General features: G+C 63.4%; 26 protein-coding genes and 1 other RNA gene. 11 read left to right on the top strand and 16 right to left on the bottom strand.

What is annotated here, in order from left to right; genetic code table 11:
- Positions 1 to 18: 18 nt before the first annotated feature.
- From FJ490_RS11380 to mraZ, 4 genes are read right to left on the bottom strand one after another with little or no spacing between them, the layout of a single operon-like run.
- Positions 19 to 1,728: a penicillin-binding protein 2 gene (locus FJ490_RS11380; RefSeq protein ID WP_140630908.1), complete on the bottom strand. Its 1,710-nt coding sequence runs from the start codon at positions 1,726 to 1,728 to the stop codon at positions 19 to 21.
- Positions 1,725 to 2,120 carry a hypothetical protein gene (locus tag FJ490_RS11375; protein ID WP_140495202.1) on the bottom strand — a complete coding sequence of 132 codons (396 nt, stop codon included), beginning with the start codon at positions 2,118 to 2,120 and terminating at the stop codon, positions 1,725 to 1,727. Before FJ490_RS11375 ends, FJ490_RS11380 begins: the two co-directional genes overlap by 4 nt.
- Positions 2,121 to 2,124: 4 nt before the next feature.
- Entirely contained in the window at positions 2,125 to 3,156 is a 1,032-nt protein-coding gene (gene rsmH / locus FJ490_RS11370) for a 16S rRNA (cytosine(1402)-N(4))-methyltransferase RsmH (RefSeq protein ID WP_140567380.1), read from the bottom strand.
- A complete protein-coding gene (gene mraZ, locus FJ490_RS11365) occupies positions 3,153 to 3,611 on the bottom strand; it encodes a division/cell wall cluster transcriptional repressor MraZ (RefSeq protein WP_140495198.1) in 459 nt (152 codons plus the stop codon). Before mraZ ends, rsmH begins: the two co-directional genes overlap by 4 nt.
- Before the next feature lie 408 nt (positions 3,612 to 4,019).
- Between mraZ and FJ490_RS11360 the strand changes: the two genes are divergently transcribed.
- Positions 4,020 to 5,135: a cystathionine gamma-lyase gene (locus FJ490_RS11360; protein ID WP_140729188.1), complete on the top strand. Its 1,116-nt coding sequence runs from the start codon at positions 4,020 to 4,022 to the stop codon at positions 5,133 to 5,135.
- Positions 5,136 to 5,303: 168 nt separating this feature from the next.
- Here FJ490_RS11360 and rnpB read toward each other — a convergent pair.
- The 5 genes from rnpB to FJ490_RS11335 all read right to left on the bottom strand — a co-directional run bounded on the left by rnpB (position 5,304) and on the right by FJ490_RS11335 (position 8,540).
- An RNA gene (gene rnpB / locus FJ490_RS11355) (RNase P RNA component class A) lies at positions 5,304 to 5,713 on the bottom strand.
- Positions 5,714 to 5,778: 65 nt separating this feature from the next.
- Positions 5,779 to 6,495 carry a lytic transglycosylase domain-containing protein gene (locus tag FJ490_RS11350; RefSeq protein WP_140630905.1) on the bottom strand — a complete coding sequence of 239 codons (717 nt, stop codon included), beginning with the start codon at positions 6,493 to 6,495 and terminating at the stop codon, positions 5,779 to 5,781.
- A 210-nt stretch (positions 6,496 to 6,705) separates the two neighbouring features.
- Positions 6,706 to 7,461 (bottom strand): N-acetylmuramoyl-L-alanine amidase, encoded by a 756-nt coding sequence (locus tag FJ490_RS11345; protein ID WP_140630903.1) that lies wholly within the window; start codon positions 7,459 to 7,461, stop codon positions 6,706 to 6,708.
- Positions 7,458 to 8,177, bottom strand: coding sequence for a DnaJ family molecular chaperone (locus FJ490_RS11340; RefSeq protein WP_140495186.1), 720 nt, complete (start codon positions 8,175 to 8,177; stop codon positions 7,458 to 7,460). Before FJ490_RS11340 ends, FJ490_RS11345 begins: the two co-directional genes overlap by 4 nt.
- 153 nt (positions 8,178 to 8,330) lie before the next feature.
- Positions 8,331 to 8,540, bottom strand: coding sequence for a hypothetical protein (locus FJ490_RS11335; protein WP_140495184.1), 210 nt, complete (start codon positions 8,538 to 8,540; stop codon positions 8,331 to 8,333).
- A gap of 235 nt (positions 8,541 to 8,775) precedes the next feature.
- Between FJ490_RS11335 and FJ490_RS11330 the strand changes: the two genes are divergently transcribed.
- Positions 8,776 to 10,023 (top strand): DUF3419 family protein, encoded by a 1,248-nt coding sequence (locus FJ490_RS11330; RefSeq protein WP_224680971.1) that lies wholly within the window; start codon positions 8,776 to 8,778, stop codon positions 10,021 to 10,023.
- Positions 10,020 to 10,685 carry a class I SAM-dependent methyltransferase gene (locus FJ490_RS11325; protein WP_140630900.1) on the top strand — a complete coding sequence of 222 codons (666 nt, stop codon included), beginning with the start codon at positions 10,020 to 10,022 and terminating at the stop codon, positions 10,683 to 10,685. Before FJ490_RS11330 ends, FJ490_RS11325 begins: the two co-directional genes overlap by 4 nt.
- A 4-nt stretch (positions 10,686 to 10,689) precedes the next feature.
- Here the strand turns inward: FJ490_RS11325 and FJ490_RS11320 are convergent, their stop codons facing one another.
- Complete coding sequence (locus FJ490_RS11320) at positions 10,690 to 12,069, bottom strand: serine hydrolase (RefSeq protein WP_140729189.1); 1,380 nt, start codon at positions 12,067 to 12,069, stop codon at positions 10,690 to 10,692.
- Positions 12,070 to 12,385: 316 nt separating this feature from the next.
- Between FJ490_RS11320 and FJ490_RS11315 the strand changes: the two genes are divergently transcribed.
- Positions 12,386 to 13,180, top strand: a complete 795-nt coding sequence (locus tag FJ490_RS11315) for a GH25 family lysozyme (protein ID WP_140516622.1) — start codon at positions 12,386 to 12,388, stop codon at positions 13,178 to 13,180.
- Between the two features lie 185 nt (positions 13,181 to 13,365).
- Positions 13,366 to 14,544: a lytic murein transglycosylase gene (locus FJ490_RS11310; RefSeq protein WP_140729190.1), complete on the top strand. Its 1,179-nt coding sequence runs from the start codon at positions 13,366 to 13,368 to the stop codon at positions 14,542 to 14,544.
- Between the two features lie 45 nt (positions 14,545 to 14,589).
- Here FJ490_RS11310 and FJ490_RS11305 read toward each other — a convergent pair whose 3' ends face one another.
- Entirely contained in the window at positions 14,590 to 15,810 is a 1,221-nt protein-coding gene (locus tag FJ490_RS11305) for an alanine racemase (protein ID WP_140630895.1), read from the bottom strand.
- Between the two features lie 207 nt (positions 15,811 to 16,017).
- On the opposite strand from FJ490_RS11305, the gene FJ490_RS11300 reads away from it, so the two are divergent.
- Positions 16,018 to 16,947 carry a DMT family transporter gene (locus FJ490_RS11300; protein ID WP_140567395.1) on the top strand — a complete coding sequence of 310 codons (930 nt, stop codon included), beginning with the start codon at positions 16,018 to 16,020 and terminating at the stop codon, positions 16,945 to 16,947.
- A gap of 372 nt (positions 16,948 to 17,319) precedes the next feature.
- On the opposite strand, the gene metF is transcribed toward FJ490_RS11300, so the two are convergent.
- Both metF and FJ490_RS11290 read right to left on the bottom strand, forming a co-directional pair.
- Positions 17,320 to 18,237, bottom strand: coding sequence for a methylenetetrahydrofolate reductase [NAD(P)H] (gene metF, locus FJ490_RS11295; protein ID WP_140521221.1), 918 nt, complete (start codon positions 18,235 to 18,237; stop codon positions 17,320 to 17,322).
- Positions 18,237 to 19,259: a metalloregulator ArsR/SmtB family transcription factor gene (locus tag FJ490_RS11290; RefSeq protein WP_140567399.1), complete on the bottom strand. Its 1,023-nt coding sequence runs from the start codon at positions 19,257 to 19,259 to the stop codon at positions 18,237 to 18,239. The genes metF and FJ490_RS11290 overlap by 1 nt, the downstream gene beginning before the upstream one ends.
- 179 nt (positions 19,260 to 19,438) lie before the next feature.
- On the opposite strand from FJ490_RS11290, the gene tsaA reads away from it, so the two are divergent.
- The 4 genes from tsaA to FJ490_RS11270 all read left to right on the top strand — a co-directional run bounded on the left by tsaA (position 19,439) and on the right by FJ490_RS11270 (position 22,337).
- The gene (tsaA, locus tag FJ490_RS11285) at positions 19,439 to 19,960 is read left to right on the top strand and encodes a tRNA (N6-threonylcarbamoyladenosine(37)-N6)-methyltransferase TrmO (protein ID WP_140516630.1); all 522 of its coding nucleotides are present in this window, start codon (positions 19,439 to 19,441) and stop codon (positions 19,958 to 19,960) included.
- Positions 19,960 to 20,274 (top strand): DUF2293 domain-containing protein, encoded by a 315-nt coding sequence (locus tag FJ490_RS11280; RefSeq protein WP_140495859.1) that lies wholly within the window; start codon positions 19,960 to 19,962, stop codon positions 20,272 to 20,274. Before tsaA ends, FJ490_RS11280 begins: the two co-directional genes overlap by 1 nt.
- A 131-nt stretch (positions 20,275 to 20,405) precedes the next feature.
- The gene (locus tag FJ490_RS11275) at positions 20,406 to 21,362 is read left to right on the top strand and encodes an aminotransferase class IV (protein WP_140559513.1); all 957 of its coding nucleotides are present in this window, start codon (positions 20,406 to 20,408) and stop codon (positions 21,360 to 21,362) included.
- A gap of 135 nt (positions 21,363 to 21,497) precedes the next feature.
- Entirely contained in the window at positions 21,498 to 22,337 is an 840-nt protein-coding gene (locus FJ490_RS11270) for an SDR family oxidoreductase (protein WP_140559512.1), read from the top strand.
- Between the two features lie 48 nt (positions 22,338 to 22,385).
- On the opposite strand, the gene FJ490_RS11265 is transcribed toward FJ490_RS11270, so the two are convergent.
- The gene (locus FJ490_RS11265) at positions 22,386 to 23,012 is read right to left on the bottom strand and encodes an MOSC domain-containing protein (protein WP_140685479.1); all 627 of its coding nucleotides are present in this window, start codon (positions 23,010 to 23,012) and stop codon (positions 22,386 to 22,388) included.
- 180 nt (positions 23,013 to 23,192) lie between these two features.
- Between FJ490_RS11265 and FJ490_RS11260 the strand changes: the two genes are divergently transcribed.
- Entirely contained in the window at positions 23,193 to 23,759 is a 567-nt protein-coding gene (locus FJ490_RS11260; protein ID WP_140557515.1) for an isoprenylcysteine carboxylmethyltransferase family protein, read from the top strand.
- A gap of 15 nt (positions 23,760 to 23,774) precedes the next feature.
- Here FJ490_RS11260 and FJ490_RS11255 read toward each other — a convergent pair whose 3' ends face one another.
- Positions 23,775 to 24,896 carry a beta-ketoacyl-ACP synthase III gene (locus FJ490_RS11255; RefSeq protein WP_140559509.1) on the bottom strand — a complete coding sequence of 374 codons (1,122 nt, stop codon included), beginning with the start codon at positions 24,894 to 24,896 and terminating at the stop codon, positions 23,775 to 23,777.
- Between the two features lie 217 nt (positions 24,897 to 25,113).
- A complete protein-coding gene (tam, locus tag FJ490_RS11250; RefSeq protein WP_246681921.1) occupies positions 25,114 to 25,896 on the bottom strand; it encodes a trans-aconitate 2-methyltransferase in 783 nt (260 codons plus the stop codon).
- Between the last annotated feature and the right edge of the window lie 17 nt (positions 25,897 to 25,913).

The raw sequence follows: 25,913 nt of genomic DNA, 5'->3' as shown, positions 1-25,913 counted from the left end.
GCCGGCGCGCCCTAAGAATCATTGATAGGAAACCAGCGTTGCACCATTTTCATGGCTGAAATCTGGCTTCACGCCAAGCATGGCCGCGGAACGCCTGATGATATTGCCGGCCATGACCCCGGCATTCGCGGCCGCGACGTCCGTCATGCCCGGCTTTTCCGGGTGCGGAGCATCGGCAATCGTAAACACGAGATATTGCGGATCGTCCATCGGGAATGCGGCGACGAACGTATTGAAATTCAACTCCTTCGAGTAGCGGCCATTGATGACCTTCTCGGCTGTTCCGGTCTTGCCGCCAACGCGGTAGCCGGGGACCCTGGCATTTCTGGCCGAGCCCTTCTCGGCGTTGAGCATGTAGAGATAGCGCATGCCCTCGACCGTTTTGTCGGCTACCACTTTCTTGGCCGCCGCCATCGCGTCCTGCTGGCTGCGGACCAGGAATGTCGGCTCCATCAGATATCCGCCATTGATCAGCGCCGCGCAGCCGACAGCCGCCTGCAACGGTGTCGTCGACACGCCATGACCGAAGGCGATGGTGAACGAGTTGACCTGTTTCCAGACCTTCGGTTCAGTCGGACGGGCGACTTCCGGCAGTTCGGTCTGCATCTTGTCCAAGATGCCAAGACGATGCAGGAATTCGCGGTGCGCCTCGATGCCGACCAGTTCGGCCTCCCTGGCCGACCCGATGTTGGATGAATAGAGGAACACCTCCGGCAACGACAGCACGCGGTTCTTGCCGTGGAAATCGTGAATGGCCTGATGGCCGACCCGGATTGGATGCGAAGCGTCGAAGCGGCTCGCCATCGTCGCCTTGCCGGAATCGAGCGCCATGGCCGATGTGAAGCTCTTGAAGGTCGAGCCCATCTCATAGAGCCCCGCCGACATCCGGTTCAGCCGGTCCTTGTCTTGTGCATTGTAGGGATTGTTCGGATCAAAATCCGGCACCGAGGCCATGGCCACCACTTCGCCGGTCTTGACGTTGAGCACGACGGCGCCCGCGCCCATGGCGCGATAGCGCTCCAGGCCGGCGGCAATCTCGTCGCGCACCACATGCTGGACGCGCAGATCGATCGAGAGCTTCACCGGCTTGAGATCCTTCGCCACCGCCAGGCCCGACGCCTGCAGATCGCTCAGGCCCTGCTCGTCGATATATTTCTCCATGCCGGAGATGCCTTGATTGTCGATATTGGTCAGGCCGACAATGTAGGACGAGGTTTCACCACTGGGGTAGAAACGGCGCTTCTCGGTGCGGAAGCCGAAACCGGGAATGCCGAGCTGCATGATGTCGGCCTGCTGCTTGGGCGTCAGCTGCCGCTGCAGCCAGACGAAGCCGGCGCCGCTCTTCAGCTTATGGTAGGTCTGCTCGTAATCGATCTCCGGCAGCACCGTCGACAGCTTTTCGATCGCCTCGTCGGCGTCGACGATGCGGCGCGGCTCTGCAAACAGCGATGCCGTCTTGATGTCCGTCGCCAGCACCTCGCCGTTGCGGTCGACAATGTCGGGTCGCGAGGCCGTCACCCGGCTCTGCGGGCCGCCCGACATGTCGGGGGTCTGGAAGCCGAGATAGACAAGCCGCCCGGAAATGATCGAGAAGATACCGAAGAACACCGCCATCGTCATGACGATGCGCGCCTTGCCCTTGCCTCCGGTCGCCTTGCGGGCGCCATCGACCACGATCGAACCGTCCTCGGTGGCCCTGGGGCGACGTTTCAGCAGTTTGCCGATCATTGGGCGATGCCTCCGGTCACGATGGGATCCTTGCCGTCCGAGGGTGTGTTGCCGGAATTGTCTGCCATGCCGCCTTGGCGCCCGTTCAGGATGTCCTGGATGTCGAGGGTTTTGGCTGGCAGGTCGCCGAGGCCGACGATCTGGTGCGCGCTGACCGGCTCCAGTTCAAGCTGCGACTTGTAGAGCTCGGCGAGCTTCTGTAGCCGCGATGGCTGGGTGAGCAGGCTCCAGTCGGCCTTGAGCAGGTCGATCGTGTCCTCCTCGTAGCGTATCTCAGCATGGATCTTCTGCACTGCAGCCAATTGGTCCTCGGCCTCGCGCTTGGTTTTGTAGGTCAGGGCCGCCGCCGAGACCATGACGGCGATGAGGACGATGTCGCTGGAACGAAACACGTGCTTACCTCTCCCCCGGCCGCTCGATGCCGGGAAGTTTTGGGCCGGGAAGTTTTGGAAGGCCGAAAATCGAAAAATCGACGGCACGCGCCGGCGCATCGGTGCGGATGGCGGCGCGCAGCCTTGCCGAGCGGGCGCGCGGGTTGGCCGCAGTCTCGGCATCACCCGGCGTCACGCCGCCGCCGGACTTGCTGAAGGTGGCACTGCGTGCCCGTGCCTCCGGCATGTGGCGCGAGCCGCTCGCGGCGTCGGAGCGATCGGCAATGAAGCGCTTGACGATGCGGTCCTCCAGCGAATGGAATGTCACCACGGCAAGTCGTCCGCCCGGCTTCAGCGCCCGCTCGGCGGCGAACAGCGCCTTGGCCAACTCACCGAGCTCGTCATTGACGAAGATGCGCAGCGCCTGAAAGACGCGGGTGGCGGGATGGATCTTGTCCTTCGGCGCCCGGCCGATATGCGTCTCGATGGCGTCGGCAAGCTCCAGCGTGCGCTCGAACGGACGCTTTTCGCGACGCGCTTCGATCATGCGCGCGATGCGCCCGGCGTGGCGCTCCTCCCCGAGGAAGCCGAAGATGCGGGCAAGATCGCCCGGCTTGAAGTTGTTGACGACATCTGCGGCGCTGAGGCCCGCCTGCGCCATGCGCATGTCGAGAGGCCCATCGACGCGGAACGAAAACCCGCGCTCCGCCTGGTCGAGCTGCATCGAGGAAACGCCGATGTCGAGCACGACGCCGTCGGCACTTTCGACATGCTGGTCCAGCATCGAGAATGGCGCCTGCACCAATCGCAGGCGGCCGCCTGATTGGGCTTCGAGATTGCGACCAGCCGCTATGGCATCCGGATCGCGATCAATGGCAACCACGGACGCGCCGGCCGCCAGGATGGCCTTGGTGTAGCCGCCGGCGCCGAACGTGCCGTCGACGATGACGTCCCCTTCCGCTGGCGAGAGCGCCTGCAACACTTCGGCAAGGAGGACCGGAATGTGGCGGGCCGGTCCGCCAACGGCGTTGATATCATCGCCGTGGCCCACCGTCATTCCGGTCGCTCCCCAGGCTTCGTCCCCTGCCGAAGCTGCAAAAGCCGGGCCCGCGCCTGCGCTCCGTAGGCCGCAAGCCGTCCCGGCTCCCAGATCTGAAAGAAATTGCCGCGCCCGACAAAGGCTACTTCCGCCGAAAGGCCGGCATGTTCGCGGATGAAGTCGCTGATCGTGATGCGACCATCCTGGTCCAGCTTCAGGAATGTTCCGTCGCCATGGCAGAAGAACGACATGTCGTCCGCCGTCTGCTGGAACGGATCCTCGAGCGCGATGCGCTGCTCGTAGCGGTCGAGCAGGTCGGGCCCGCCGACATCCATGGCCGGCAGATCCAGGCAACGCAGCGCGTAGAGATCCGAATAGCCGCGTTTCTGAACGACGGCGCGAAAATGCGCAGGAACGGACACCCGCCCCTTCGCATCGATCCTGCTCACCGTGTTCGACAGAAACCGGTCCATCACACGTCACGGCCGCTTGCGCCGCCGCACCCCTCTTCGTCGTGTTGCACGCGCCACCGCTACGCGTTCCCTGCCCTGAACCCGCCTCCGTGACAGGGGCGAAAACCGGCAAACGCGCAGCCGCCGCGGCTGCCCGATTGGCGTACGCTTCACTCTGACGCGGAACGAAGGCTTTGGTATCGATATGGGATATCATGGGGTGTTATGGGCGTCAACGGGAACAGGCTTCACAACATGCAGTCGCGACCGATGGAAGCGGCTTTGAAAACACGTCTCGTCTTTATGGATCATTAAGCCTAACGAAGCGTTTAGAGCCGCTTGGCCCAACCGGACGCGCCTTGTCGCGAGCTGTTGCCGGGCATAGCGTCTCACCACACGTCCAGGGTCACCAAGAGGGTTGGAATGTCGATGTCTGAAACAGCACGGTCGCGCGCCGCGGCTCTTGCCCACCTCCGTCGCAACGCACTTGCCGTCGGCGATTCCATCCCCCTGCCACTCACCATGGCTGCCATCTTTCACGCGCCTGGCGACGCCACCGGTTTCAACCAGTATGGCCGTTTCAGCAATCCGACCTGGGATGCGGTAGAACATATGCTGGCGCATCTGGAAGACGCGCCCTGCGTCGCCTTTCCTTCCGGAATGGCGGCGATTTCGGCGGCATTTTTCGCTGTCCTCAAGACCGGCGACCGCATTCTTCTGCCTTCGGATGGCTATCACACGACAAGGGCACTGGCCGAACGCTTCTTGAAACCACTCGGCATCGCCTACGATGTGAGGCCAACCTCGACCTTCCTCGATGGCGGTTTCGAAGGCTATCGTCTCGCTTTCGTAGAGACGCCCGCTAATCCGGGGCTGGACATATGCGATATCGCGGCGGTGGCCGCGGCCGCACACAAAGCGGGCGCAAAGCTTGTCGTTGATAATACGACCATGACGCCTTTCGGCCAGCGCCCGCTCGACCATGGCGCGGATATTGTCATCGCCGCGGACACTAAGGCGCCCAACGGCCACTCCGACGTGCTGTTCGGCCATGTCGCGAGCCGCAACGCCGACATCATCGCCGCGGTGACGGATTGGCGCGAAACGTCCGGCGGCATTCCAGGGCCGTTCGAAGCGTGGCTTGTGCATCGTGGCCTCGAAACGCTCGACGTGCGCTTCGACCGCATGTGCTCCTCGGCGGAAGTGATCGCGCGGCGCCTGCAAGGTCACCCGGCGATCACGGGCCTGCGCTATCCCGGCCTGGAAGGCGATCCTTCGCACAATCTTGCCCGTGCCCAGATGGAACGCTTCGGCTTCCTTGTTTCCTTCGAACTCGCTTCGGAGCAGAAGGCCGAGGATTTCATCAACAACTGCGAATTGATGCAGGCCGCGACATCCTTCGGCGGCGTCCACACCTCCGCCGAGCGGCGTTCGAAACGAGGCGATGCGGTATCGCCCGGCTTCGTTCGCCTTTCTGTAGGCTGTGAGCCGGTGGAAGAGCTCTGGAAGGCGATAGAGGCGTCGCTGGACAGGATCGGCGGCTGACCGGATCGGTTATGATCCAAGGTCCTCGGCTTCGATATTGCGATGGCCGTGCAGCACGCGAAGAATTTCGATCGCGTCCACGGGCGACCAATCAAAAGACCTGAATCGACAGGCGCGCCGGAGGGCGCAACCTGCCGATCTCAAAGAACTTTCTCGGGCAGCTTAAAAACTGCCAGCTGGCCTATAAGCCGGGTTCTGTATGGCCCTCGCCCCTTGCGGCGCGAGAACGTGGCGGCCATTCATCTTGGGCGCATATTGCCATGCGCCTCACGCAACCTACCCGGACGGTGAGCCGGAAACAGCCCTCGAGGGTTTCCCCTCGCACCGCCCCTATTCGGTCTTGCTCCCGGTGGGGTTTACCGTGCCGCTCCTGTTGCCAGTCGCGCGGTGGGCTCTTACCCCACCCTTTCACCCTTGCCCCGACCCGGCAAAGCCAAGTCGTGGCGGTTTGCTTTCTGTGGCACTTTCCCTGGGGTCGCCCCCGCCGGCCATTAGCCGGCACCGTGTCTCCATGGAGCCCGGACTTTCCTCACCCGCGGCCTTTCGGCTTTTGCTGGTGCGGCCGCCCGGCCAGCTGGCCAGGCGTATAAAGGGGTTCACGCCACAAAACGCAACTAAAAAAGCCGGTTACGACCGGTTCTTGTCACGCCGGCGACCCGACAGCCGCCAGTTGCACCTTGACCTTGCTGCAATAGGCCGCCGAGACCGGGTTCATTCGGGTGGCGCCGTGGCCGGCATTGTATTTCAGGATCGTGCCGCACGTCGTGCCGCCGCCGAGATCCCGCGCCATGGCAAGATACTTCATGCCGTATTTGATGTTGGTGTCCGGATTGAAGAGCCCATTGGCCGAGCCGCTATAGCCCATCATCCGCGCCGTCGCCGGCTTGATCTGCATCAAGCCGATTTCGCCGGCGCCGCCGACGAGGTTCGGCCGATAGTTGCTCTCGATCTTGATCACGGCGTGAGCGAGCGACGCCGGCACGCCATAGCTTGCGGCGTAACGCGCCACGATGGCCGAATACTGATCGCCACTGGCCACCGCTGCCGTCGAGGCCACTGCTTCCTTGATCCCGATCGATGCCGTCGTCGTTTTGTCGAGGGCCTTGCGGTCTCGTCTGGTCTTCTGTTTTGTGCTCGGCTTCTTGGCCTTGGTCCAGCTCGCCTTCTCCACTTTCGCGGAAGACCGCTTCGCCGCCTTCACATCCTTGCTGCTTTTGGCCGAAATGGCCTTGCCCTTGGCGGTCGCTGCGGCGAGGCCCTGATCGGCCCGTGGGCTCAGCGGCGCGGCGCTCGCCGCCCCGAAGGCAAAAGTCATTACGCCGGCAGCAAGAGCTGCCGTTACAACGGTCAATTTCTGCATGTGATCCTGTTCTGTCTGAACGCGCGAAGATCTCCGCGCGGCATTGCTTGATTAATGTCGGACCATCCGGGGGTTAGACGCCCGACAAACTGTACGGATTGCCCTTTGAGGCCCGAATTGCGCGCAATGAAGGCGGGGCAAGTCACTTTAAGTGACAGTTTGTAACTTAATGTCGGAAAAGCATTACTTGGACGGCATCCTGACCCAGGGTCAAGTTCGGTGGGAAGCGAGCAGCCGTTGAAGCGTGCGCATCGTCGATCCGTCCGCCACTCCATCGATCCGGCGTGGCCGGAAATGACGCTGGAAAGCCTCGACCACGACCCGCGTCTGCTGGTCGAAAACACCCGTTATTTCGACTCCATAGCCGTAGAGCGCCAGCATCGATTGCAGCGCCTCGACATCGGCGCCGGCGTCGCCGGTCTTCAGCACGGCGCCCCGCCTGATCGGTGCTGCCGGCACGAGATGGCCTACGCCGCCCTCGAACAGGGCCCGCCAAGGAAACTTCTCGCCCGGATCGATCTTGCGCCCCGGCGCCACGTCGGAGTGCGCCAGCACCCGCGGGGGGGCAATCGCATGCCGGCGGGCTATTCCGGCGCACAGGCCGATCACCGCATCGATCTGCCGCTTGGGAAAATCGGGATAACCCAGTGAATGTCCCGGATTGACGATCTCGATGCCGACGGAACAGGAGTTGATGTCGGTGCGTCCGAACCACGAACTCTTCCCAGCATGCCAGGCGCGGTCGCTTTCCCGGACCATCTGCACGATATGGCCGTTCTCATGCACCAGATAGTGCGAGGAGACTTCGCTGGCCGGGTCGCACAGCCACGCCTCGGCCCCGGCGCCTGTCGGCATGCCGGTATAGTGCAGCACGATCATCTCGGGCTTCAGCGTCTCGCGCCGTGGCCCGAAATTCGGCGATACCCTGACCTCGGCGCTCGGCTCGTCGGGCAGGAAGCCGCTCATGCGTGCCGCAGGCCCCGCTCGATCATCTCATAGGCGGTGTTGATCGCCGCGAGCCTCGTCGTCGCGATCTTGATGAATTCCTGCGGCAGGCCACGCGCGATCAGCCGGTCCGGATGATTGTCGGAAACCAGCTTGCGGTAGCGTTTCCTGACCTCCTCGAACGGCTTGCCGCGCTCGATGCCGAGCACGACATAGGGGTCGGCCGCACCAAGATTGACGTGCCTGGCAAGGATCGCCTCGTAGTGCACCTCGTCTATGCGGAAGATTTCGGCGATGCGGTGCAGGAACTGGCCTTCACGCTCATGGATCAGCCCGTCGGCCTTGGCAATGTGGAACAGGCCGTCGAGTATATCCTCCAGCATCATGCAGTTCGAATGGCCGGAGCCACAAAGCTGCGCCATGCGCTCGGCATAGGTCTCGAAGCCGGCAACGTCACGTTTGGCCAGATCGTAGAGTCGCGCCACGTTGCGCGTCTCCTTTGGCGGCACCTCGAATATTTCCTGGAAGGCGCGTATCTCGTCCTGGGTGACGACCCCGTCGGCCTTGGCCATCTTGGCCGAGAGCGCAATCATCGCCACCGAGAAAGCGACGCGACGGCGCAAATCCGCATCGCCGGAAAAAACGGTGCGTACAGCCTCGACCACGTCGGCGACGCCCGACGAGGCTGAGGACGAAATCCGCGTGATGAAGTCGCCGAGGCGGTCCCAAATCGACATGGCCGCTTCTTAGAGCCAACCGGTCCCCGCTATCAAGCCAATAACGGCCGGCATCATACCTCCGACGACAATCGAACTCGTGTCGGAACCACTACCCGCCTGGGCGAAGGGCCGGCAAGACGCCGGCCCTCGCCAGAACACAGGTACTAATGACTACTGCGCGGGCGCAGGAGCGGGCGTTGCCGGAGCCGGCTCGGCAGGCTTGGTCGAATTATCCGCGGGCGCAGCAGGTTTCATTGGCTGCTCGGCCGGCGGATTGGTGCTCTGGGTGGTGGTGTTATCCGTCCCCGTGCCGCTGTCGCTGCATGCAGCGACGCCGAGCAGCGCAAGCGCGGACACCGACGCAAGAATGAGTTTTTTCATGATATCTCTCCTTCAACACACGCTCACGTTGCAGTGAACGGTCGAGAAGGAAATGCATCACTCAGCCATGGGTTTCGTAACGATGCGTTTCCGCATGTAACATCGCTCGCATCCTCCCCTTGCGCCTCCCCGGGGGTGAAACAGCTTTGCGCTCCCCTGTGCGGATCGCTGTCATCCACCTGTCATAGCCGGGCGTTACCCGCTTGCGGCAAAGCAAATGGGGAATCACCTTGCCATGACGGACGTTTCCGCAGATCTGATCTTTCGCCGTGGCAAGGAAGTTGGAAAAGCCGTCTACCAGAACCGCCCCCTGTCGAAGGCAGGAATTTCCGAACGGCTGTTCGCCTTCCTGTTTTCGGGCCTGGTCTATCCGCAGATCTGGGAAGATCCCGATGTCGACATGGACGCAATGCAGCTTGGCGAAGGCCACCGCGTCGTCACTATTGCCTCCGGCGGTTGCAATATCCTGGCCTATCTCACCCGGTCGCCGGCCAGGATCGACGCCGTCGATCTCAATGCCGCTCACATAGCCCTGAACCGCATGAAGCTGGAGGCGGTGCGCCACCTGCCTTCGCAGGGCGACCTGTTTCGCTTCTTCGGTGCCGCCGGCAACAACCACAATTCTCAGGCTTACGACCGCTTCATCGCGCCGCATCTCGATCCGGTCAGCCGCCACTATTGGGAGCGCCGCAACTGGCGCGGCATCAGGCGCATCGCCGTCTTCGACCGCAATTTCTACCAGACCGGCCTGCTTGGCCTGTTCATCGCTATGGGCCACCGCACGGCTAAATTCTTCGGCGTCGACCCCGCCGGCATCATGCAGGCCAGGAACATTGGCGAGCAGCGCCGCTTCTTCCACCAGGAACTGGCCCCGGTGTTCGAAAAGCCGCTTTTGAAATGGGCGACCTCGCGCAAGGCCTCGCTGTTCGGCCTCGGCATCCCGCCGGCGCAATATGACTCTCTCATCACGTCCGGCGACGGTACCATGGCCAGTGTGCTGAAAGCCCGGCTGGAAAAGCTCGCCTGCGATTTTCCATTGAAAAACAACTATTTCGCTTGGCAAGCCTTTGCCAGGCGCTACCCCCAACCCGGCGAAGCCGCCCTGCCCGCCTATCTTGAAAGGCAGAACTATGAGGCCATTCGCGGCAATGTAGACCGCGTCGCCATTCATCATGCCAATCTGATCGAATTCCTGGCAGGCAAGGACGCGGGTTCCGTCGACCGTTTCATCCTGCTCGACGCGCAGGACTGGATGACCGACGACCAGCTCAATGCGCTGTGGTCGGAAATCACCCGCACCGCCTCCGCCGGCGCGCGTGTCATCTTCCGCACTGCGGCCGAGCCAAGTCTGCTGCCGGGCCGCGTCTCCGCTTCCCTGCTCGACCAGTGGAGCTACGAGAGCGATGCCTCGCGCGAATTCTCCACCCGCGACCGCTCGGCAATCTATGGCGGCTTTCATCTGTACGTGAAGCGCGCCTCATGAGCACTACCGAGCTGCCGACCAATCACGCCGAACTGATGGACGGTGTCTACCGCTGGCAGCGTCACATCTACGACCTGACCCGCAAATATTATCTGCTCGGCCGCGACCGGCTGATATCAGGGCTGGACGTTCCGCCGGGCGGCACGGTGCTGGAGCTCGGCTGCGGCACCGGGCGAAACATCATCCTCGCCGCCCGCAGCTTTCCCGGCGCGCGCTTCTATGGCCTCGACATTTCGGCAGAGATGCTGGAGACCGCGGGCACCGCGATTGCCCGCGAAGGCCTGTCCGATCGCGTCATGCTGGCAAGGGGCGACGCCACGGAGTTCGACGCAAAGGCGCTGTTCGGCCGCGACAGCTTCGACCGTGTCTTCGTGTCCTATTCATTGTCGATGATCGCAGGCTGGGAAAAGACGGTCTCCGCCGCGCTGGCAACGCTCGCTCCGGGCGGTTCCCTGCACATCGTCGACTTCGGCCAGCAGGAAGGCCTGCCGGACTGGTTTCGGACCCTGCTTCGCGGCTGGCTCAGAAAATTCCACGTCACGCCCCGTGAAATGTTGCGCGAGGTGCTGGAATCGGAATCGCGAAAAATCGGCGCAACCTTCCGTTTCCGCACACTTTATCGCGGCTACGCCTGGCTGGCGGTGGTCCGGCCGAGCAGCTGATTGGCTAGCGCAGCACCTTCACCAATGCCCCGACCATGGTCTGCGGCCTGTAGCCCAGCTTGGCCGGCGTCAGGCCGAGCCGCACCACCACTAATTGCTCGGATGGAATGATGGCGACGGTCTGCCCATCATGTCCCTCCATCCAATAGGTGTCCTTGGGCAGGCCCGCCGCCACGCCGGCACCGGGGTTTTCCTCGTCGCCCGGCGCCTCGATCCACAATTGCCCCTTGCTGTAGACTTTCGAGGCCGACGCAGGTTCGCGCATCCAGTCGACGAAACCGGCCGGCAGTATCTGGTTGCCGTTCCAGACCCCGCCCTGCAGCAGGAACTGGCCGAAGCGGGCCCAGTCATGGGCGGTGGCGTAGAGATAGGATGAGCCGACGAACGTGCCCTGTTCGTCGGTCTCGAGCACGGCGCTGTGCATGCCCAGCGGCTCGAACAGCGCGGTGCGCGGCCACGTCAACGCCTTGGCCTTGTCGCCGACCGCATCCTGCCAGAGCCGCGACAGCATCACCGCCGTTCCGCTCGAATAGGAGAACACCTTGCCCCCCTCGCCCGTGAGCGGCTTGGCTTCGGCAAAGCCCGCCATGTCGGGTTCGAGATAGAGCATGCGCGTCACGTCGGCGACGTCGCCATAGTCTTCGTTGAATTCCAGCCCGCTCGACATCGCCATCATGTCGGCAAGGCTGATCGCGGCGCGGCCATCGGCCTTCCACGGCGCGAAAAGGCCCTGGTTGGTCATCGCCATCTTGCCGTTCTTGACCAGCGTGCCGACCATGGCGGCATTGACCGTCTTGGTCATCGACCAGCCGAGCAACGGCGTTCGGGCGGAAAAGCCCTCGCCATAGCGTTCCGCCATGACGCGGCCGTTCTTGACCACCACCACGGCGCGCATGCCGGCGCCGGTCATGGCGGCATCGTCGACGATCTTCGCCACCTCCGAGTTCTGCGAGGCTTCGACCCGCTCGCCTTCCGGCCACAGCGCATCCTGTCTTGCCGCCGAGGGTTCGACATGGATCGCCGTGCGCCGCGCCTTGCCGACATCGCCATCCGGAACCGAGGCGCAGCCCAGCCCGTCGCGGAAAACCGCGATGCTCTTGCCGAGGAAGCCAAGCAGGCCGGCGGAGACTGTGCCCCGGTTCTTGTCGACCGAGACCCGCATCAGCTTGAGCAAGGGATGACCGGGCGCCTGCACGTCGATGGCAAGCACCTCGTTGGCGTCGCGCCCCGCGATGAAAACGTTGGAGCAGACGATCTTTGCCGAATAGCCCGAGCCGACCCGGATCAGTTCGGGCGGCGCGAAATAAAGCCACCCAAACAGCGCCACGACCGCCAGCACCACCAGGCCGAGCAGCCGTTTGACGATCTTGGCAATGATCCGCATCTTTCCCGCCCCCGAATCCAGGCTCGATCCATGTCATCGATTTGCCGCCATTGCTTCCGCAAAATCATGGGCCTTGTCGAGCGTCGTCAACCAGATATCAACCATGATCGGCGATCACAGGTGCATGTCGCCCAACAGCGCGCCGCGTTTTTGGGATCACGGCAGGAAACAAAATCAAAGCGCGCCGAAAAAATGCGCGTTTTGGCGATATACCGGGCGATGCTGTGGGGCGATCGTCCGGCGGGGGCCAGACCAAGCGCCGGCCATCAGTGCACAGACCCATCAGCGACCGGCTGCAACCGGCTCGGGAGTTGCGATGCGCCGTCTTGCGGCCCTTTTCATGCTGACGCTGCTCGGCGCATGCTCGACCGTGGAGGATCTGTCGCCACTGTCGCCATCCAGCACCCCTTCGGTTGCGGTGCGCGCGCCCCGCTTCGCCGATTCCAAGCCGCATGAATGGGACAGCGGCGCGCCCTGGAATTACGCAGTTCACGGCACCGACGTCTCAAAATACCAGACCTCGGTCGACTGGCCGACCGCCAAGGCCAGCGGTATTTCCTTCGCTTTCATCAAGGCGACGGAGGGCGGCGACCGTTTCGATGATTATTTCAACGAGCATTGGGCGCGCACCAAAGCCGCCGGCGTTCCTCGTGCCGCCTATCATTTCTTCTATTTCTGCACTCCGGCGGCGGTACAGGCGCGCTGGTTCATCCGCAACGTCCCCGTCGACCGTTCGGCCATGCCGCCGGTGCTGGACATGGAATGGAACCCGAAATCGCCGACCTGCAGGCTGCGCCCCGACCCGGCCACCGTGCGCGCGGAGATGACCACCTTCCTCGAAATCGTCGAGCGGCATTACGGCAAGAAGCCGATCATCTACACGTCGGTAGACTTCTTTGAAGACAACGAGCTGTCGACCTTCCGCGGTTATCCCTACTGGCTACGCTCCGTCGCCGGCCACCCGCGTCAGAAATATGGCAGCCACCCCTTCACCTTCTGGCAGTATACGGGAACCGGCATCGTTCCCGGCATGATCGGCAAGTCCGATATAAACGTCTTCAACGGCAGCCAAGCCGCCTGGGACAAATGGTTGAGGCAGAACACCCGTTGACACCGTGTCAACGGGTGCCAAGCCGCCCGGAGGAAGGGTTGCTGCAGAACACCCGTTGACACCGGGCCTGCCGCCTGCTTTCGACACGGCCGGCGGCCAAGAGTGCAGCCGCCGGTGTTCCGGGGCGACGCGCATCCAGATGGACAGCCAGGCCGCCCGGAATCCTGAATGTCGAAAGGAAGTTTATGCGACTGCGTCCCCAAGCCCTCGCGGTGCTGTTCCTGTGCGCCACGGCCTTGCCGGCAATGGCGCAGGAATGTGGCGGCGACTTCGAAACCTGGAAGCAGGGCGTGGCTGCGGAAGCCAAGGCGGCGGGTGTCGGCCCTGTCGGCCTCGAAGCGCTCGAGGATGCCAGCTTCGACGAGAGGGCCCTGGCGCGCGACCGTGCGCAGGGCGTCTTCACCCAGACCTTCATCGAATTCTCCAACCGGATGATCTCGGCCTACCGGCTGAAGCAGGGCGCGGCGAACATGAAGAAATATGCCGATATCTTCGCCCGCGCCGACCAGCAGTTCGGCGTCCAGGCGCCGGTCATCACCGCCTTCTGGGCCCTGGAGACCGATTTCGGCGCCGTGCAGGGCGATTTCCATACGCTCAGCGCGCTGGTGACGCTTTCCCATGACTGCCGCCGCCCGCAGCTGTTCCGGCAGCAGTTGGTGCCACTGCTGGAATTGATCGACCATGGCGTGCTGCCGGCCGACGTCAACGGCGCCTGGGCTGGAGAGATCGGCCAGACGCAGATCCTGCCTTCGGATTATCTTGCGCGTGGCGTCGACGGCGACGGCGACGGCAAGATCGACCTGCGGGGCAGCGTGCCGGACGTGATCATGACGACGGCCAACAAGGTGCTGTCGCGCGGCTGGAAACGCGACGAGCCCTGGATCCAGGAAGTGCGCGTGCCCGACGAGATGCCATGGGAACAGACCGGGCGCACAAACAAATTGCCGCTGACACAGTGGACGCAGAGGGGTGTTACCAATCCCGACGGCTCGCCGCTGGTCGACAAGGGCCTGAAGGCCGGGCTGGCGCTGCCCATGGGCCGCAAGGGGCCGGCCTTCCTCACTTACGAAAATTTCGACGTCTATCTCGAATGGAACCAGTCCTTCACCTACGCGCTGACCGCGGCCAATCTTGCCGCGCGGCTTGCCGGCGCGCCACCGATCGACCCGCGCAATCCTGAACCAGGCCTCAACAACGAGCAGATGAAGGCTTTGCAGACCAAACTGGAGGCCAAGGGCTATGATGTTGGCACGGTCGACGGGATCCTGGGCACCAACACCCGCGAAGCGATCCGCAAGGAGCAGACGCGGCTGGGATTGCCCGTGGACGGCTGGCCGACGCCGGAGCTTTTAGCGAAGCTGTGAGTAGTAAGTAGTGACGGAGCCATTTCCCTACTCCCTACTCCCTACTTAATCCGCCATCGTCTCCAGACTCGCCAATCCCACCGGCGCGTCGCCTTCGTCGAACGGCGTCGCCACCTCGACGAAAGTGTCGGGATAAAAGCCGTTGAAGCGGGTTCTCAGCGACAGCGAATAGGCACCGATATGGCCGATCTCGATCCAATCGCCGGTGTCGACGGTTTCCGGCAGCCAGAACGGCCGCGACAATATGTCGACGGAATCGCAGGTCGCGCCGCAGACCTTGAACGGCACGATGGTTTTCTCGTCGCCATTGCGCGTGCGGATCGCCGGATCGGGAATGAAGCGTGCCGGCAGCGTGATCTTGCCGGTCCATGAATCCGACAGCGACGCCCAGATGCCGTCATTGATGTAGAGCCGCTTGCCCTTGCGCAACAGCACCCGCACGATCAGCGACAGGCAGCGCGCCACGATCACCCGGCCGGGCTCGGCCACCAGCGGCATCTGGTCGAACTGGTATTCCTTGAGGTCTCCAGAAAGCCGCGACATGATCTGGCCGAGCGACGGCATCGCGACTTGCTTGCGGTTGGGATCATGCCCGTATTCGGCCGGAAAACCGCCGCCGACATCGAGACCGGCCAGGTCGAAGGTCAGCCGGTTGCGCACCCAGTCGGCGGAAGCCAATGCCCTTTCGTAGGTGTCGGGGTCCTCGATCTGGCTGCCGACATGGAAGCACAGGCCGACCTTGTAGCCGGTGCGGTTCAGCCGTTCGGCGAGCTCGACCGCATAGGCCGGGCCGGCGCCGAACTTCTTCGACAGCTCGTAGGCCGCATGGCCCTTGGTCTGCACTCGAACGAACACGCTGATTGCGCCCGGGTCGATGTCGAGCGCCCTGACCACCCGCGTCAGTTTGGTGATCTCGTCCTCGTGGTCGAGCGCAATGACGCGGATGCCGTATTTCTCCAGCGCCAGCCTGATGTCCGACTGCGCCTTGACAGGATGCATGTAGAGCATCTCGGCATCGGCCGAGACCGCGCGCACGGCGGCGAACTCGCCGGGCGAGGCCACGTCGAAAGCGGAGACGCCGGCCTCGACCAGCGTCTTCAGCACGATCTGCTCGCCATTGGTCTTGACCGCATAGGCCGTCTTGCCGGCGAACATGCCCATGAACTGCAAGGCATCGGCCTTCAGCACCTGCGGGCGGAAGCAGTAGACCGGATCGTCCGGGCGAAGCGCCAGTGCCGCCTCGCGGGCATTCTCGAATCGCTGCATGGACGAATCCTTGACCTAGCCTGCGCACAATTAATCCAGCTAGCGGCCAATGAAAACAATTCTGTGTCTCGTGCGCCTGACGGCAGGGCGCTAGGCTTTGTCAGGGGAGACAGGCCATCGGGCAGGTTTCGGGTGGTTCTTGCCTGCGAACCCGATATGGCTTCTGTCTGGCTGCCTGCATTCGGCCGTCCGGGGAGGACGCATCACATGGCAATAGCCGCGACATCAGCACCGCGCGGACCGATGGCGCTCAAGGAGTGGGCGCAGCTTCTGCTGCTCGGCGCGATCTGGGGCGGCTCCTTTTTCTTCGCCCGCATTGCCGTGGCGGAGCTTCACCCGCTGGTGCTGGTATTGTTTCGCGTCGCCATCGCGGCACTCGCTTTACAGCTCTATCTCTTCCTGCGCGGCCCATCCTCCCGCCTTGCCCTTCCTCATGCAGGACTGTTCTTCCTACTGGCCTTCACCAACAACGTCGTGCCTTTTTCGCTGATCTTCGCCGGCCAGACCGAGCTTGGCGCCGGCGTCGCCTCGGTGCTCAATGCGACCACGCCGTTCTGGACGCTGATCCTCGCCAACGCCCTGACATCGGACGAGAAGCTCTCCTGGAACAAGCTGGCCGGCATTGCGCTTGGCGTCGCCGGCACGGCTGTGATGATCGGCCCCGGCCTGGTTGCCGGCCTCGGCGGCCCGGTCTGGGCCAAATTCGCGCTGATCGGAGCATCGTTGTCCTACGGCGTCGCACTGATGGTCGCCCGTCGCTTCAAGGGCGTGCCCTCGCCGGTCATTGCCACCGGGCAGCTGACCGCCTCGACCATCATCATGATCCCGGTCGTGCTGCTTGCGCACGGTCCCGCCGGCCTATTCTCGGCCTCCCCGCCCGTCTGGGCGGCGGTGCTGGCGCTGGCGCTGCTGTCCACCGCCTTCGCCTATATCCTCTATTTCAACCTCGTCGCCTCGGCCGGCGCCACCAACGCCTCCCTGGTGACGCTGATCGTGCCGGTCAGTGCCATGCTGCTCGGTTTCCTGTTCCTCGGCGAGCGGCTGGAATTGTTCGAAATCGGCGGCATGATGCTGATCGGTCTCGGCCTGGTGATCATAGACGGGCGCCTGTTCATCCGCAGGGTAGCGCTGCCATGACATGCCAACGACACGAAGCCGCCATAATTTATTCACAGGTTCGTATCTGGTTTTTGCCTAGAAGTTTCAACGCCTAACGGCGAAAATGAGGTCGCAAACTCCACAATCGCGTCGCAATGCAGCACATTTTCCGCTTGCCTGTGGCACAAATGACCCTAGACTCCGGGCATAGCTCTTTAAGAGGAGGCTATGTCATGGGACTTACGAGGCCAATCAACGCATTGATGATCTGTGCTGCGTTTGCATTCATCGGCGCCCTCATTATAGGCGTTCTTCCCTGAACCCGCCAAAAACGGGGAAGACCAGCACCCAATAATCAACCAGTTTGAAAGGCCGGGTTTTTACCCGGCCTTTCTGCATCTCAAGCCCGGTTCAGGCGGCTGCGGAGCCAGCCACTTCCGCCTCATGCGAGCGGATGCCGATCATGTGGCAGACGGCAAAGACGAGGTCGGCCCGGTTCATCGTATAGAAGTGGAAATCGCCCACGCCCCGCTCGACCAGGTCCAGCACCTGCTCGGCCGCCACCGCCGACGCGACCAACGCATGCGTCTGCGGATCATTCTGCAGGCCGTCGAAACGTTCGGCCAGCCATGCCGGCACCAGCGCGCCGCAACGCGCCGAGAAATTGGCGACCTGGGTGAAATTGTGCACCGGCAGGATGCCCGGCACGATCGGAATGTAGATGCCGGCTCGACGCGCGCGCTCGACATAGCGCTCGTAGAGATCGTTGTCGAAGAAGAACTGGGTGATCGCCCGCGTCGCGCCATTATCGACCTTGCGCTTCAGCATGTCGATGTCGGTGGCGAAGTCGGGGCTTTCCGGATGCTTTTCCGGATAGGCCGAGACCGAGATGTCGAAATCGCCGGCGCTCTTCAGCGCACCGACCAGCTCGGCGCCATTGGCATAGCCGTCCGGGTGCGGACGATAGGCGGTGCCGACGCCCGCGGCCGGATCACCGCGCAGGGCGACGAACCGCTTCACACCCATCTCGGCGAATTCCTGGATCACCGCATCGACCTGAGGGCGCGGGGCGTCGACGCAGGTCATGTGCGCTGCCGGCGTCAGGCTGGTCTCCTTCAGGATGCGGCCTACGGTGCGTGCCGTGCGCTCCCGAGTCGAACCGCCGGCGCCATAGGTCACCGAGACGAATTTCGGCTTCAGCGGTTCCAGTCGGGTGACCGTGTCCCACAGCCTCGCTTCCATCTCGTCGGACTTTGGCGGGAAGAATTCGAAGGAAACCCTGACCTTGTCGCCAATGTCGGGGCGGCGGGAAAAGCGGAACTGGTTCATCAGGCGATTTCCCCTATCGAACTCACTTTGGTCTGCTGGCTGTCATTGGCAGGATCGGCGATCAGCAGGCGCCGGTCGCGGCCAAGCCAGAGCTTGACCGTGAGCCTGGCCTCGGTGCCGCCGCGCGGCTCGAACTCCTGGGCATCTTCGAGATCAAGGCCCGCTTCGGAGAACCACTCGCCGATCTGCCGGTCGGAAAAGCCGAGGCGCATATGCGCGTGCTCGTCGCGCAGGAATTCCAGGGTATGCGGCGCGAAATCGACGATCACCAGCCGTCCGGAAGGGCGCAGCAGCCGCGCCGCCTCATGGACGGCGCGCGCAGGATCGTCGAGATAATGCAGCACCTGATGGATGGTGACGAGATCGAAGGCGTCGCGCTCGACCGGCGGCGAGAAGATGTCGCCCTGCCGCACCTGAGCATTGGAGACGCCGGCCTTGTCGAGGTTGGCGCGCGCGACGGTCAGCATCTCGCGCGACATGTCGATGCCGATGCCGCGCCGGTAGAGCGGCGAGAATATCTCCAAGAGGCGTCCGGTGCCGGTGCCGAGATCGAGCATCGACTGGAACGGCCGCTTGCCGACGAGCTTCATGAGCGCTGCCTCGACCGCACGGTCAGGCACGTGCAGGGAGCGGATATGGTCCCAGCTTGCCGCGTTCTGCGAAAAATACTCCGCCGCGCGGTCCTGCCGCTTGCGCTTGACCGAGGCCAGCCGCTCGAGATCGCGCTCGACCTGCGGATCGGCGCCGCGAATGCCGGCGACCAGCCGCAGCACGAAGTCGCGCGCGGAATCCGTATCCGACAGCCGGAAGAAAGCCCACGACCCCTCCTGGTAACGGCCGATCAGCCCGGCCTCCAGGAGCAGCTTCAGGTGCCGCGACACGCGCGGCTGCGACTGGCCGAGAATCTCGGTAAGATCGGACACGGTGAGATCACCGCGCGACAGCAGCGCCAGTATGCGCAAGCGGCTCGATTCGGCCGCCGCCTTCAATGTGTCCACCATGGTGTCGAGCGCGACATGCATCAGCGTATTCTCTTTGAAAAAGATATAAACATATGTTTATGTCGATTTTCACAGCCTTGCAAGCGCTATGTCGCTTCCGGACAAGAAAATGCCGCAGGCGTGATTTCTCGGTGCATGTCGCGCCTAAAAATGTGTAGCGGTTTCAGGGCAAGACATGCGTCAACAAAAAGATGGATAAAATGACCGGGCGGCGTGAGATGTTTGAGGTGCGGGAGGGTGAAAAAAGGCTCGAGATCGATCCGGCGCTGATGCCGGCGGATGGCGGCGTCGTCTTCATCGGCCGTATCGCCTCACCATGGACGACGCGCGAAACCTGCCCCAAGAACATGCGCGCGGCGCGCGAGACCGGGCAGCCGGCAGCACTGACGATCGACCCGCCCTACCGCGCCGGCCTGCAAGGGCTGGAGCGCACCAGCCATCTCGTCATCCTGTCGTGGCTCCACCACGCGCCGCGGACTCTGATCGTGCAGAAACCGCGCCATGCGGCTGAAGCAAAAGGCGTATTCGGCCTGCGCTCCCCTGCCCGACCGAACCCGATCGGCCTGCATGTGGCGAAACTGGTTGCGCTCGACCTCGCCACCGGGCGCATCGAGATCGACGCCATCGACGTGCTCGACGGCACCCCGGTGGTCGACATAAAACCCTATTTCGCATCGACCGATGCCTTTGCCGAGGCGACCATCGAAGGGCGCGACGAATGATGAAGGCGCCGACCGGCCGTCGGCGCGCCGTCGCCAAGGCGTTGACCGCGCTTCTGCCGCTGGCGCCCTATGCCGATATGGAGAAGATCCGAGCGGATGCCGGCTCCGTCCACATGAAGACCTTGCCGCCGACCATTGCCGTGTGGCTGGCGACGGTTGCCCATATCCGCCACGCCCATACCGACTACGAAAAGCTGCTCGCCGAAGGTTATGACCGCGACTCGGCGCGTTTCTTCGTCATCGAGCAGACCAATGTCGTACTTACCCGCTGGCGCGCCACCCGCCTGCTCGACGCCGACGACGAGGATGATTGAAGCTGTTGCCGGTCCGGCACGGCGCTCGGTAGCATGGCTGGCAGCTTTTCACTTCGAGGACGAACGACGCCGGATGACTGGCTCTATGCCCTCTGCCTGACACCGATAGCCTGTGATGCAAGGAGGTGCCGATGAGCCAGACCGCACAGGATACACGGCCGCTGCCTGTGGTGAGCGACCGCCACGTCGACCCGCATGCTTATCCCGACGGCATCGCCTTCCTCGACGGCCAGTACCTGCCGATGTCGCAGGCCAAGATCTCGGTGCTGGATTGGGGATTCCTGCATTCCGATGCCACTTACGACACGGTGCATGTCTGGAACGGCTGCTTCTTCCGGCTTGACCTGCATCTCGACCGCTTCTTCGGCGGACTGGAGAAATTGCGCATGACGATCCCGTTCGACCGCGATGGCGTGACGGAGATCCTGCACAATTGCGTGGCACTGTCGGGACACAGCGCCGCCTATGTCGAAATGCTGTGCACGCGCGGCGCTTCCCCTACTTTCAGCCGCGATCCGCGCCAGGCGATCAACCGCTTCATGGCGTTTGCCGTGCCGTTCGGCTCGGTCGCCAATCCCGAGCAGTTACAGCGCGGCCTCAATGTCGCCATCAGCGACAAGGTGCGCATTCCGCCGGCCTCGATCGACCCGGCGATCAAGAACTACCACTGGCTCGACCTGGTGCGCGGCCTTTACGATGCCTATGACCGCGGCGCCGAGACAGCGCTCATTCTCGACTTCAACGGCAATGTCGCCGAAGGTCCGGGCTTCAACGTCTTCTGTATCAAGGACAACAAGCTCTCGACGCCGGCGATCGGCGTGCTACCCGGCATAACCCGCCGCACTGTCTTCGATCTCTGTGCGCTGGAAGGCCTCTTCGCCACCCCGGCGGACGTCAGTGTCGCGGCATTGCGCGAGGCCGACGAGGTCTTCATCACCTCTACCGCCGGCGGCATCATGCCGGTCACGATGATCGACGGCAGCCCAGTCGCGGACGGCAGGCCCGGCGCGATTACCGGCCGACTGATGGCGCTCTATTGGGACAAGCATAAGGATCCGGCCTGGTCGAGCGCTGTACGCTACCCCTGACCGGTCGCCGCTCCCGTCCAAATAATTCCGCCACCGCCTCTGGAAAGTCGCGGGACGCACCGTATATGGCACAAAGCGGAGAGGCCTCCACTTATCTCTGAAAAAATTCCAGCTTGCACGGGCAAGGACTTCATCATGACAAACAAGGTTTGGTTCATCACCGGATCGTCGAAAGGTTTTGGCCGCGTCTGGGCCGAGGCCGCGCTCGCCCGCGGCGACCGCGTCGCGGCAACCGCCCGCGATGCCGGCACACTCGCCGCTCTCGTCGAGAAATATGGCGACAACATCGCCGCGATAGAGCTCGACGTCACCGACAAGAAAGCCGTCGATGCCGCAATCACCGGGGCGCACAAGCGCTTTGGCCGGCTCGACGTCGTCGTCAACAATGCCGGCTATGGCCATTTCGGCGCCATCGAGGAGGTCAGCGAGCAGGAAGCCCGCGACCAGATCGAAACCAATGTGTTCGGCGCGCTGTGGGTCACCCAGGCCGCCTTGCCGATCATGCGTGCGCAGCGCTCCGGCCACATCATCCAGATCTCTTCGATCGGCGGCGTCAATGCCTTCGCCTCGCTTGGCCTCTACCACGCCTCGAAATGGGCGCTGGAAGCTTTCAGCCAGTCGCTGAGCCTCGAGGTCGCCGAGTTCGGCATCCATGTCACGCTGGTCGAGCCCGGCGGCTTCTCCACCGACTGGGCCGGTCCGTCTGCAAAGGTCTCGAAAGCGCTTGACGCCTATGCGCCCGTCCGCGCCGCCATGGCGGAGCGCCGCAGCCGCGCGGTGGCCGGCGATCCCGAGGCCACCGGACCGGCGATGCTGGCCATCGTCGACGCGGCCGAGCCGCCTCTCAGGGTATTCTTCGGCGACGGCGGGCTGCCGATGATCAAACAGGAATACGCCAACCGCATCGCCACCTGGGAAAAGTGGGACCATGTCTCCGTCATGGCGCAAGGCGCCAACAAGAACCGCAAGGCCTAGTCAGATCACTCAGCCCACGCCGTTTCGAGCGGCGGCGAGGCTGCCTCGTCAGGCGCGATAAATCCACTGCTCGGGCACCCGCACGGAGATTTCCTCGCCGGACCTGACGATTCCGGGCTTCTCGACCCAGGCGACAAGGCCCCGCAGCCGCTTGGCGACTTTCGGGAAGAGCAGCGCGGTGGCGTCGCGGTCCGCCGCCCGGACATGCTCGGAGATCGAGTGTCCGGCGACGCGGCATGGCTTGTTCTGGGCATCGATCTTGACCGTCACGCCGCCCTTGAAGAACAGCAGCGAGCCGGATGGCAGCATCGAAAGATGCGGTATCCCTTCGATCAGCACGTTGGCGCCGATCCACTCAGGCTTGATCTCCTTGAGGCCCATGCGTTCGGCGACCAGCGCGAGTTCGTCCGCCGACACCAGCGACAATTGTCTCTCGTTGCGCATCTCGGTGCCGCGCTGATACCAGGGTTCGCGCCCGCCGGAGCGTCGCGTTATCCCGGCATGAAAATCGCCCGCTATGCCGTCGAAGCCCAACTGCAATTCCTCGACCGCCTTGGTTTCGAAATGGTCGAACGGAGCGGCATAGAGCGCCGCCGCTCTTGCCGCCAGCTTGCGGCCCGGCACGATGTCGACCGTCAGGTCCGCCGGAAAAAGGTCGAGGTTGGTTTCCTGCATCAGTCTCGTCTAGAGGCCCTCCGCAATGCGGTCCAGTCGAAAGCGCTGATGATCCGATCACGCCGTTTGATGCCGATCACGACTTTCTTACCGGAAACGCCGTTGCCGTCCTCAGCGCGCCGCATTGCCGCCGCGCCGCGGGCATAGACGATGGCGCCAGATCGGGAGGAGGTTCGGGTCATGCAGGTGGGACACGCCGTTGCCGCGCTCTGGTTGTTCTGGCTGGTATCGTGGATCCTTGCCGCATCATGGGCCGATCCCGTGCGCAAGCGGGCGGATTTCAGGGCGGAGGCGCGATATCGGGTTCTCTGGCTCGCCGGTACCGTCCTGCTGTTCGTTCCGGCGCACGGCTATGTGGGTCGGCTTCGGCTCTGGACGCCGACGCTCACCCAAGCCTGGATTTGCGTCGCCCTGATCGCCATCGGCATCGCCTGTGCATGGTGGGCCCGCCTGCATCTCGGCCGGCTGTGGTCCAGCACGGTAACGGCCAAGGCCGATCATCGCATCATCGACACCGGCCCTTACGCGCTTGTCCGTCATCCGATCTATACCGGCCTGCTGCTTTCGGTCCTCGCCACCATGGCCGTCAAGGGCACGGTATGGGGCGTCGCGGGCGCCGCCCTGCTGCTTGTCGGGATCGTCATCAAGGCGAGGCTGGAGGAAAGTTTCCTGCGCGGCGAGCTTGGGCCCGCCTATGACGATTACGCGCGCCGCGTGCCGATGCTCGTTCCCTTTTCGCCGGCCTGAAGCGGCAAGCGCGTCCTACAGCATCCGCAGCAGCGCGCCGCCGATCGAATACCCCGCGCCGAAAGCGCAGATCAGCCCGAAGTCGCCCGCCTTCATGTCGGCATGGTTCTCCGACAGCGCGACGATGGCGCCGGCGCCCGCCGTGTTGCCGAGACGCTCCAGCACCATGGGCGCGCGGTCATGATCGACCTCGTGGCCGAATGAGAGTTTCAGGATCATGGCGTTCATGCGCGCATTGGCCTGGTGCAGCCAGAAGCGTCGCACCGCCTGCGGCGTCAGGCCGTGCTCGGCCAGGAACTCCACGATGAATTTGTGCCCGGCGACGGTGACTTCCTTGAACACCTTGTTGCCGACCTGCTTGATCAGATTGCCCTCCAGATCGATCCTGTAGGGATCGTCCTGTGCGGTGCGGGTGTGGTAGCCGAGATTGGTGCGGATGTTGTTCGACATCTGCGTCCAGATGCGCGTGTCGAGCACTTCGAAACGTCCCGGCCGTTTCTCGCCGAGTGCCAGCCCTTCGACCACCATCGACACCGAGGCGTCGCCGAAGATGAAATGCGTCTGCCGGTCGCGGAAATTGAGATGGCCGGTGATGATCTCGGGCGTCGTCACTAGGATGCGCTTGTGGGCGCCCGCACGCACGAGATTGACCGCCATGTGCAATGCTGCCGCGGCGGAGGAACAGCCGAGCCCCATGTCGAAGCCCGCCCCCTTGGTGCCCAGGGCCTGCTGCATCTCGATGGCGATCGCCGGATAGGGCCGCTGGTGGTGCGAGGCCGAGCAGATCACTAGGTCGATATCGGAGGGCAGCAACCCGGCATGGTCAAGCGCCTTGCGGGCCGAAGCGATGCCGAACTCGGCCTCCAGCGACAGCGCATCGTCCGGCCGCGCCGGAATGCGCGGTGCCATACGGGTCGGGTCGAGTATGCCTTCGCGCTCGATCACATGACGGCTGCGCACGCCCGAGGCGTGGACGATGAAGTCGCTGTCCGATTTCTGCAGCAGCGGCTGGTCCGTGCCCGACCGGCGCGCGTTTTCCGTGTCGACCCAGCTGTTGAAACTGGCGACCAGTTCCTCATTGCTGATCTCTGGCTCGGGGATTTCGACGCCGATACCGCTGATGATGACGCGATGCATGTCCAGTCCGTCCCATCCGCAGGCGTTCAGGGGCTTTGATGTGGGCGTAAGGGAGGCCCGGCGCAACCCTTGTCGCATTGAGCCGGTTTATGCCAGCTTAAACCGGTTCCCACGTCCCCTCACCATGCGCACAGTTTGGTGTTAGTCTGTGAGTTGTTCCAGCATGCACCGTCGCGGCTGCACACGAACTGCCCCGGCTCCTCATCGACGTTGTCGTTCAAGCCCGCTTGGCGACAATGAAAATGCGCGGGAAACGCAACAGCACCTTGCCATTTGCGGTCTTGTTATAGGCCTTGGCGATCCTGGCCGTGTAGCTTTCGAGGAACAGCATCTTCTCGTCCGCATCGAGCGGGTCGACAAAAGGCTTCAAGCCCGTCGACTTCACCCATTCCACGATCGCCCCGGCGTCGGCCAGCGGATGGTTATAGACCGTGTGCCAGATGTCGAGCCGGTCCGAGAGTGGCGACAACAGATCATAATAGAACGACACCGGCGGCAGCGGCGCGCGCGCCGCCCCTTTCAGCTTGGCTGCGAACGGCATTTCGGCGGCGGTCTCGCGCATCAGCCTGTGGGAATCCTCGCCCATATTGTCTGGCATCTGCACGGCGAGCGCGCCGCCGGGCGCAAGAAACCCCATCAGCCGCTGGAAGACATCAGGATGTTCCGGCAGCCACTGGAACACGGCATTGGCGAAGATCACATCGACCGGTTGAGCCGGCGCCCATGTCGAGGCATCGGCAAGGTCGAAGCTGACATTGGGCAGGCGTGCCCTAGCCTTCTCGATCATGTCGGGAGACGTGTCGAAGCCGCTCACCTGTGCATCCGGCCAGCGCGCGACCAGAAGCTCCGTCGAATTGCCCGGCCCGCAGCCTATGTCGACAACCCTGCGGGGGAAGTCGAACGGCACCTGCGCCACCAAGTCGCGCGCAGGACGCGTGCGCTCGTCCTCGAACTTCAAATATTGGGCGGCGGACCAATCGGGCTTTGCTGGGCTGTTCAACGGTAAGACCTCGCGGC

It is taken from the genome of Mesorhizobium sp. B2-5-11 (genome assembly GCF_006440835.1).
Classification (GTDB): domain Bacteria; phylum Pseudomonadota; class Alphaproteobacteria; order Rhizobiales; family Rhizobiaceae; genus Mesorhizobium.
The sequence above is the reverse complement of the archived record's forward strand: the minus strand, read 5'-3'. Positions and strand labels throughout refer to the sequence as shown.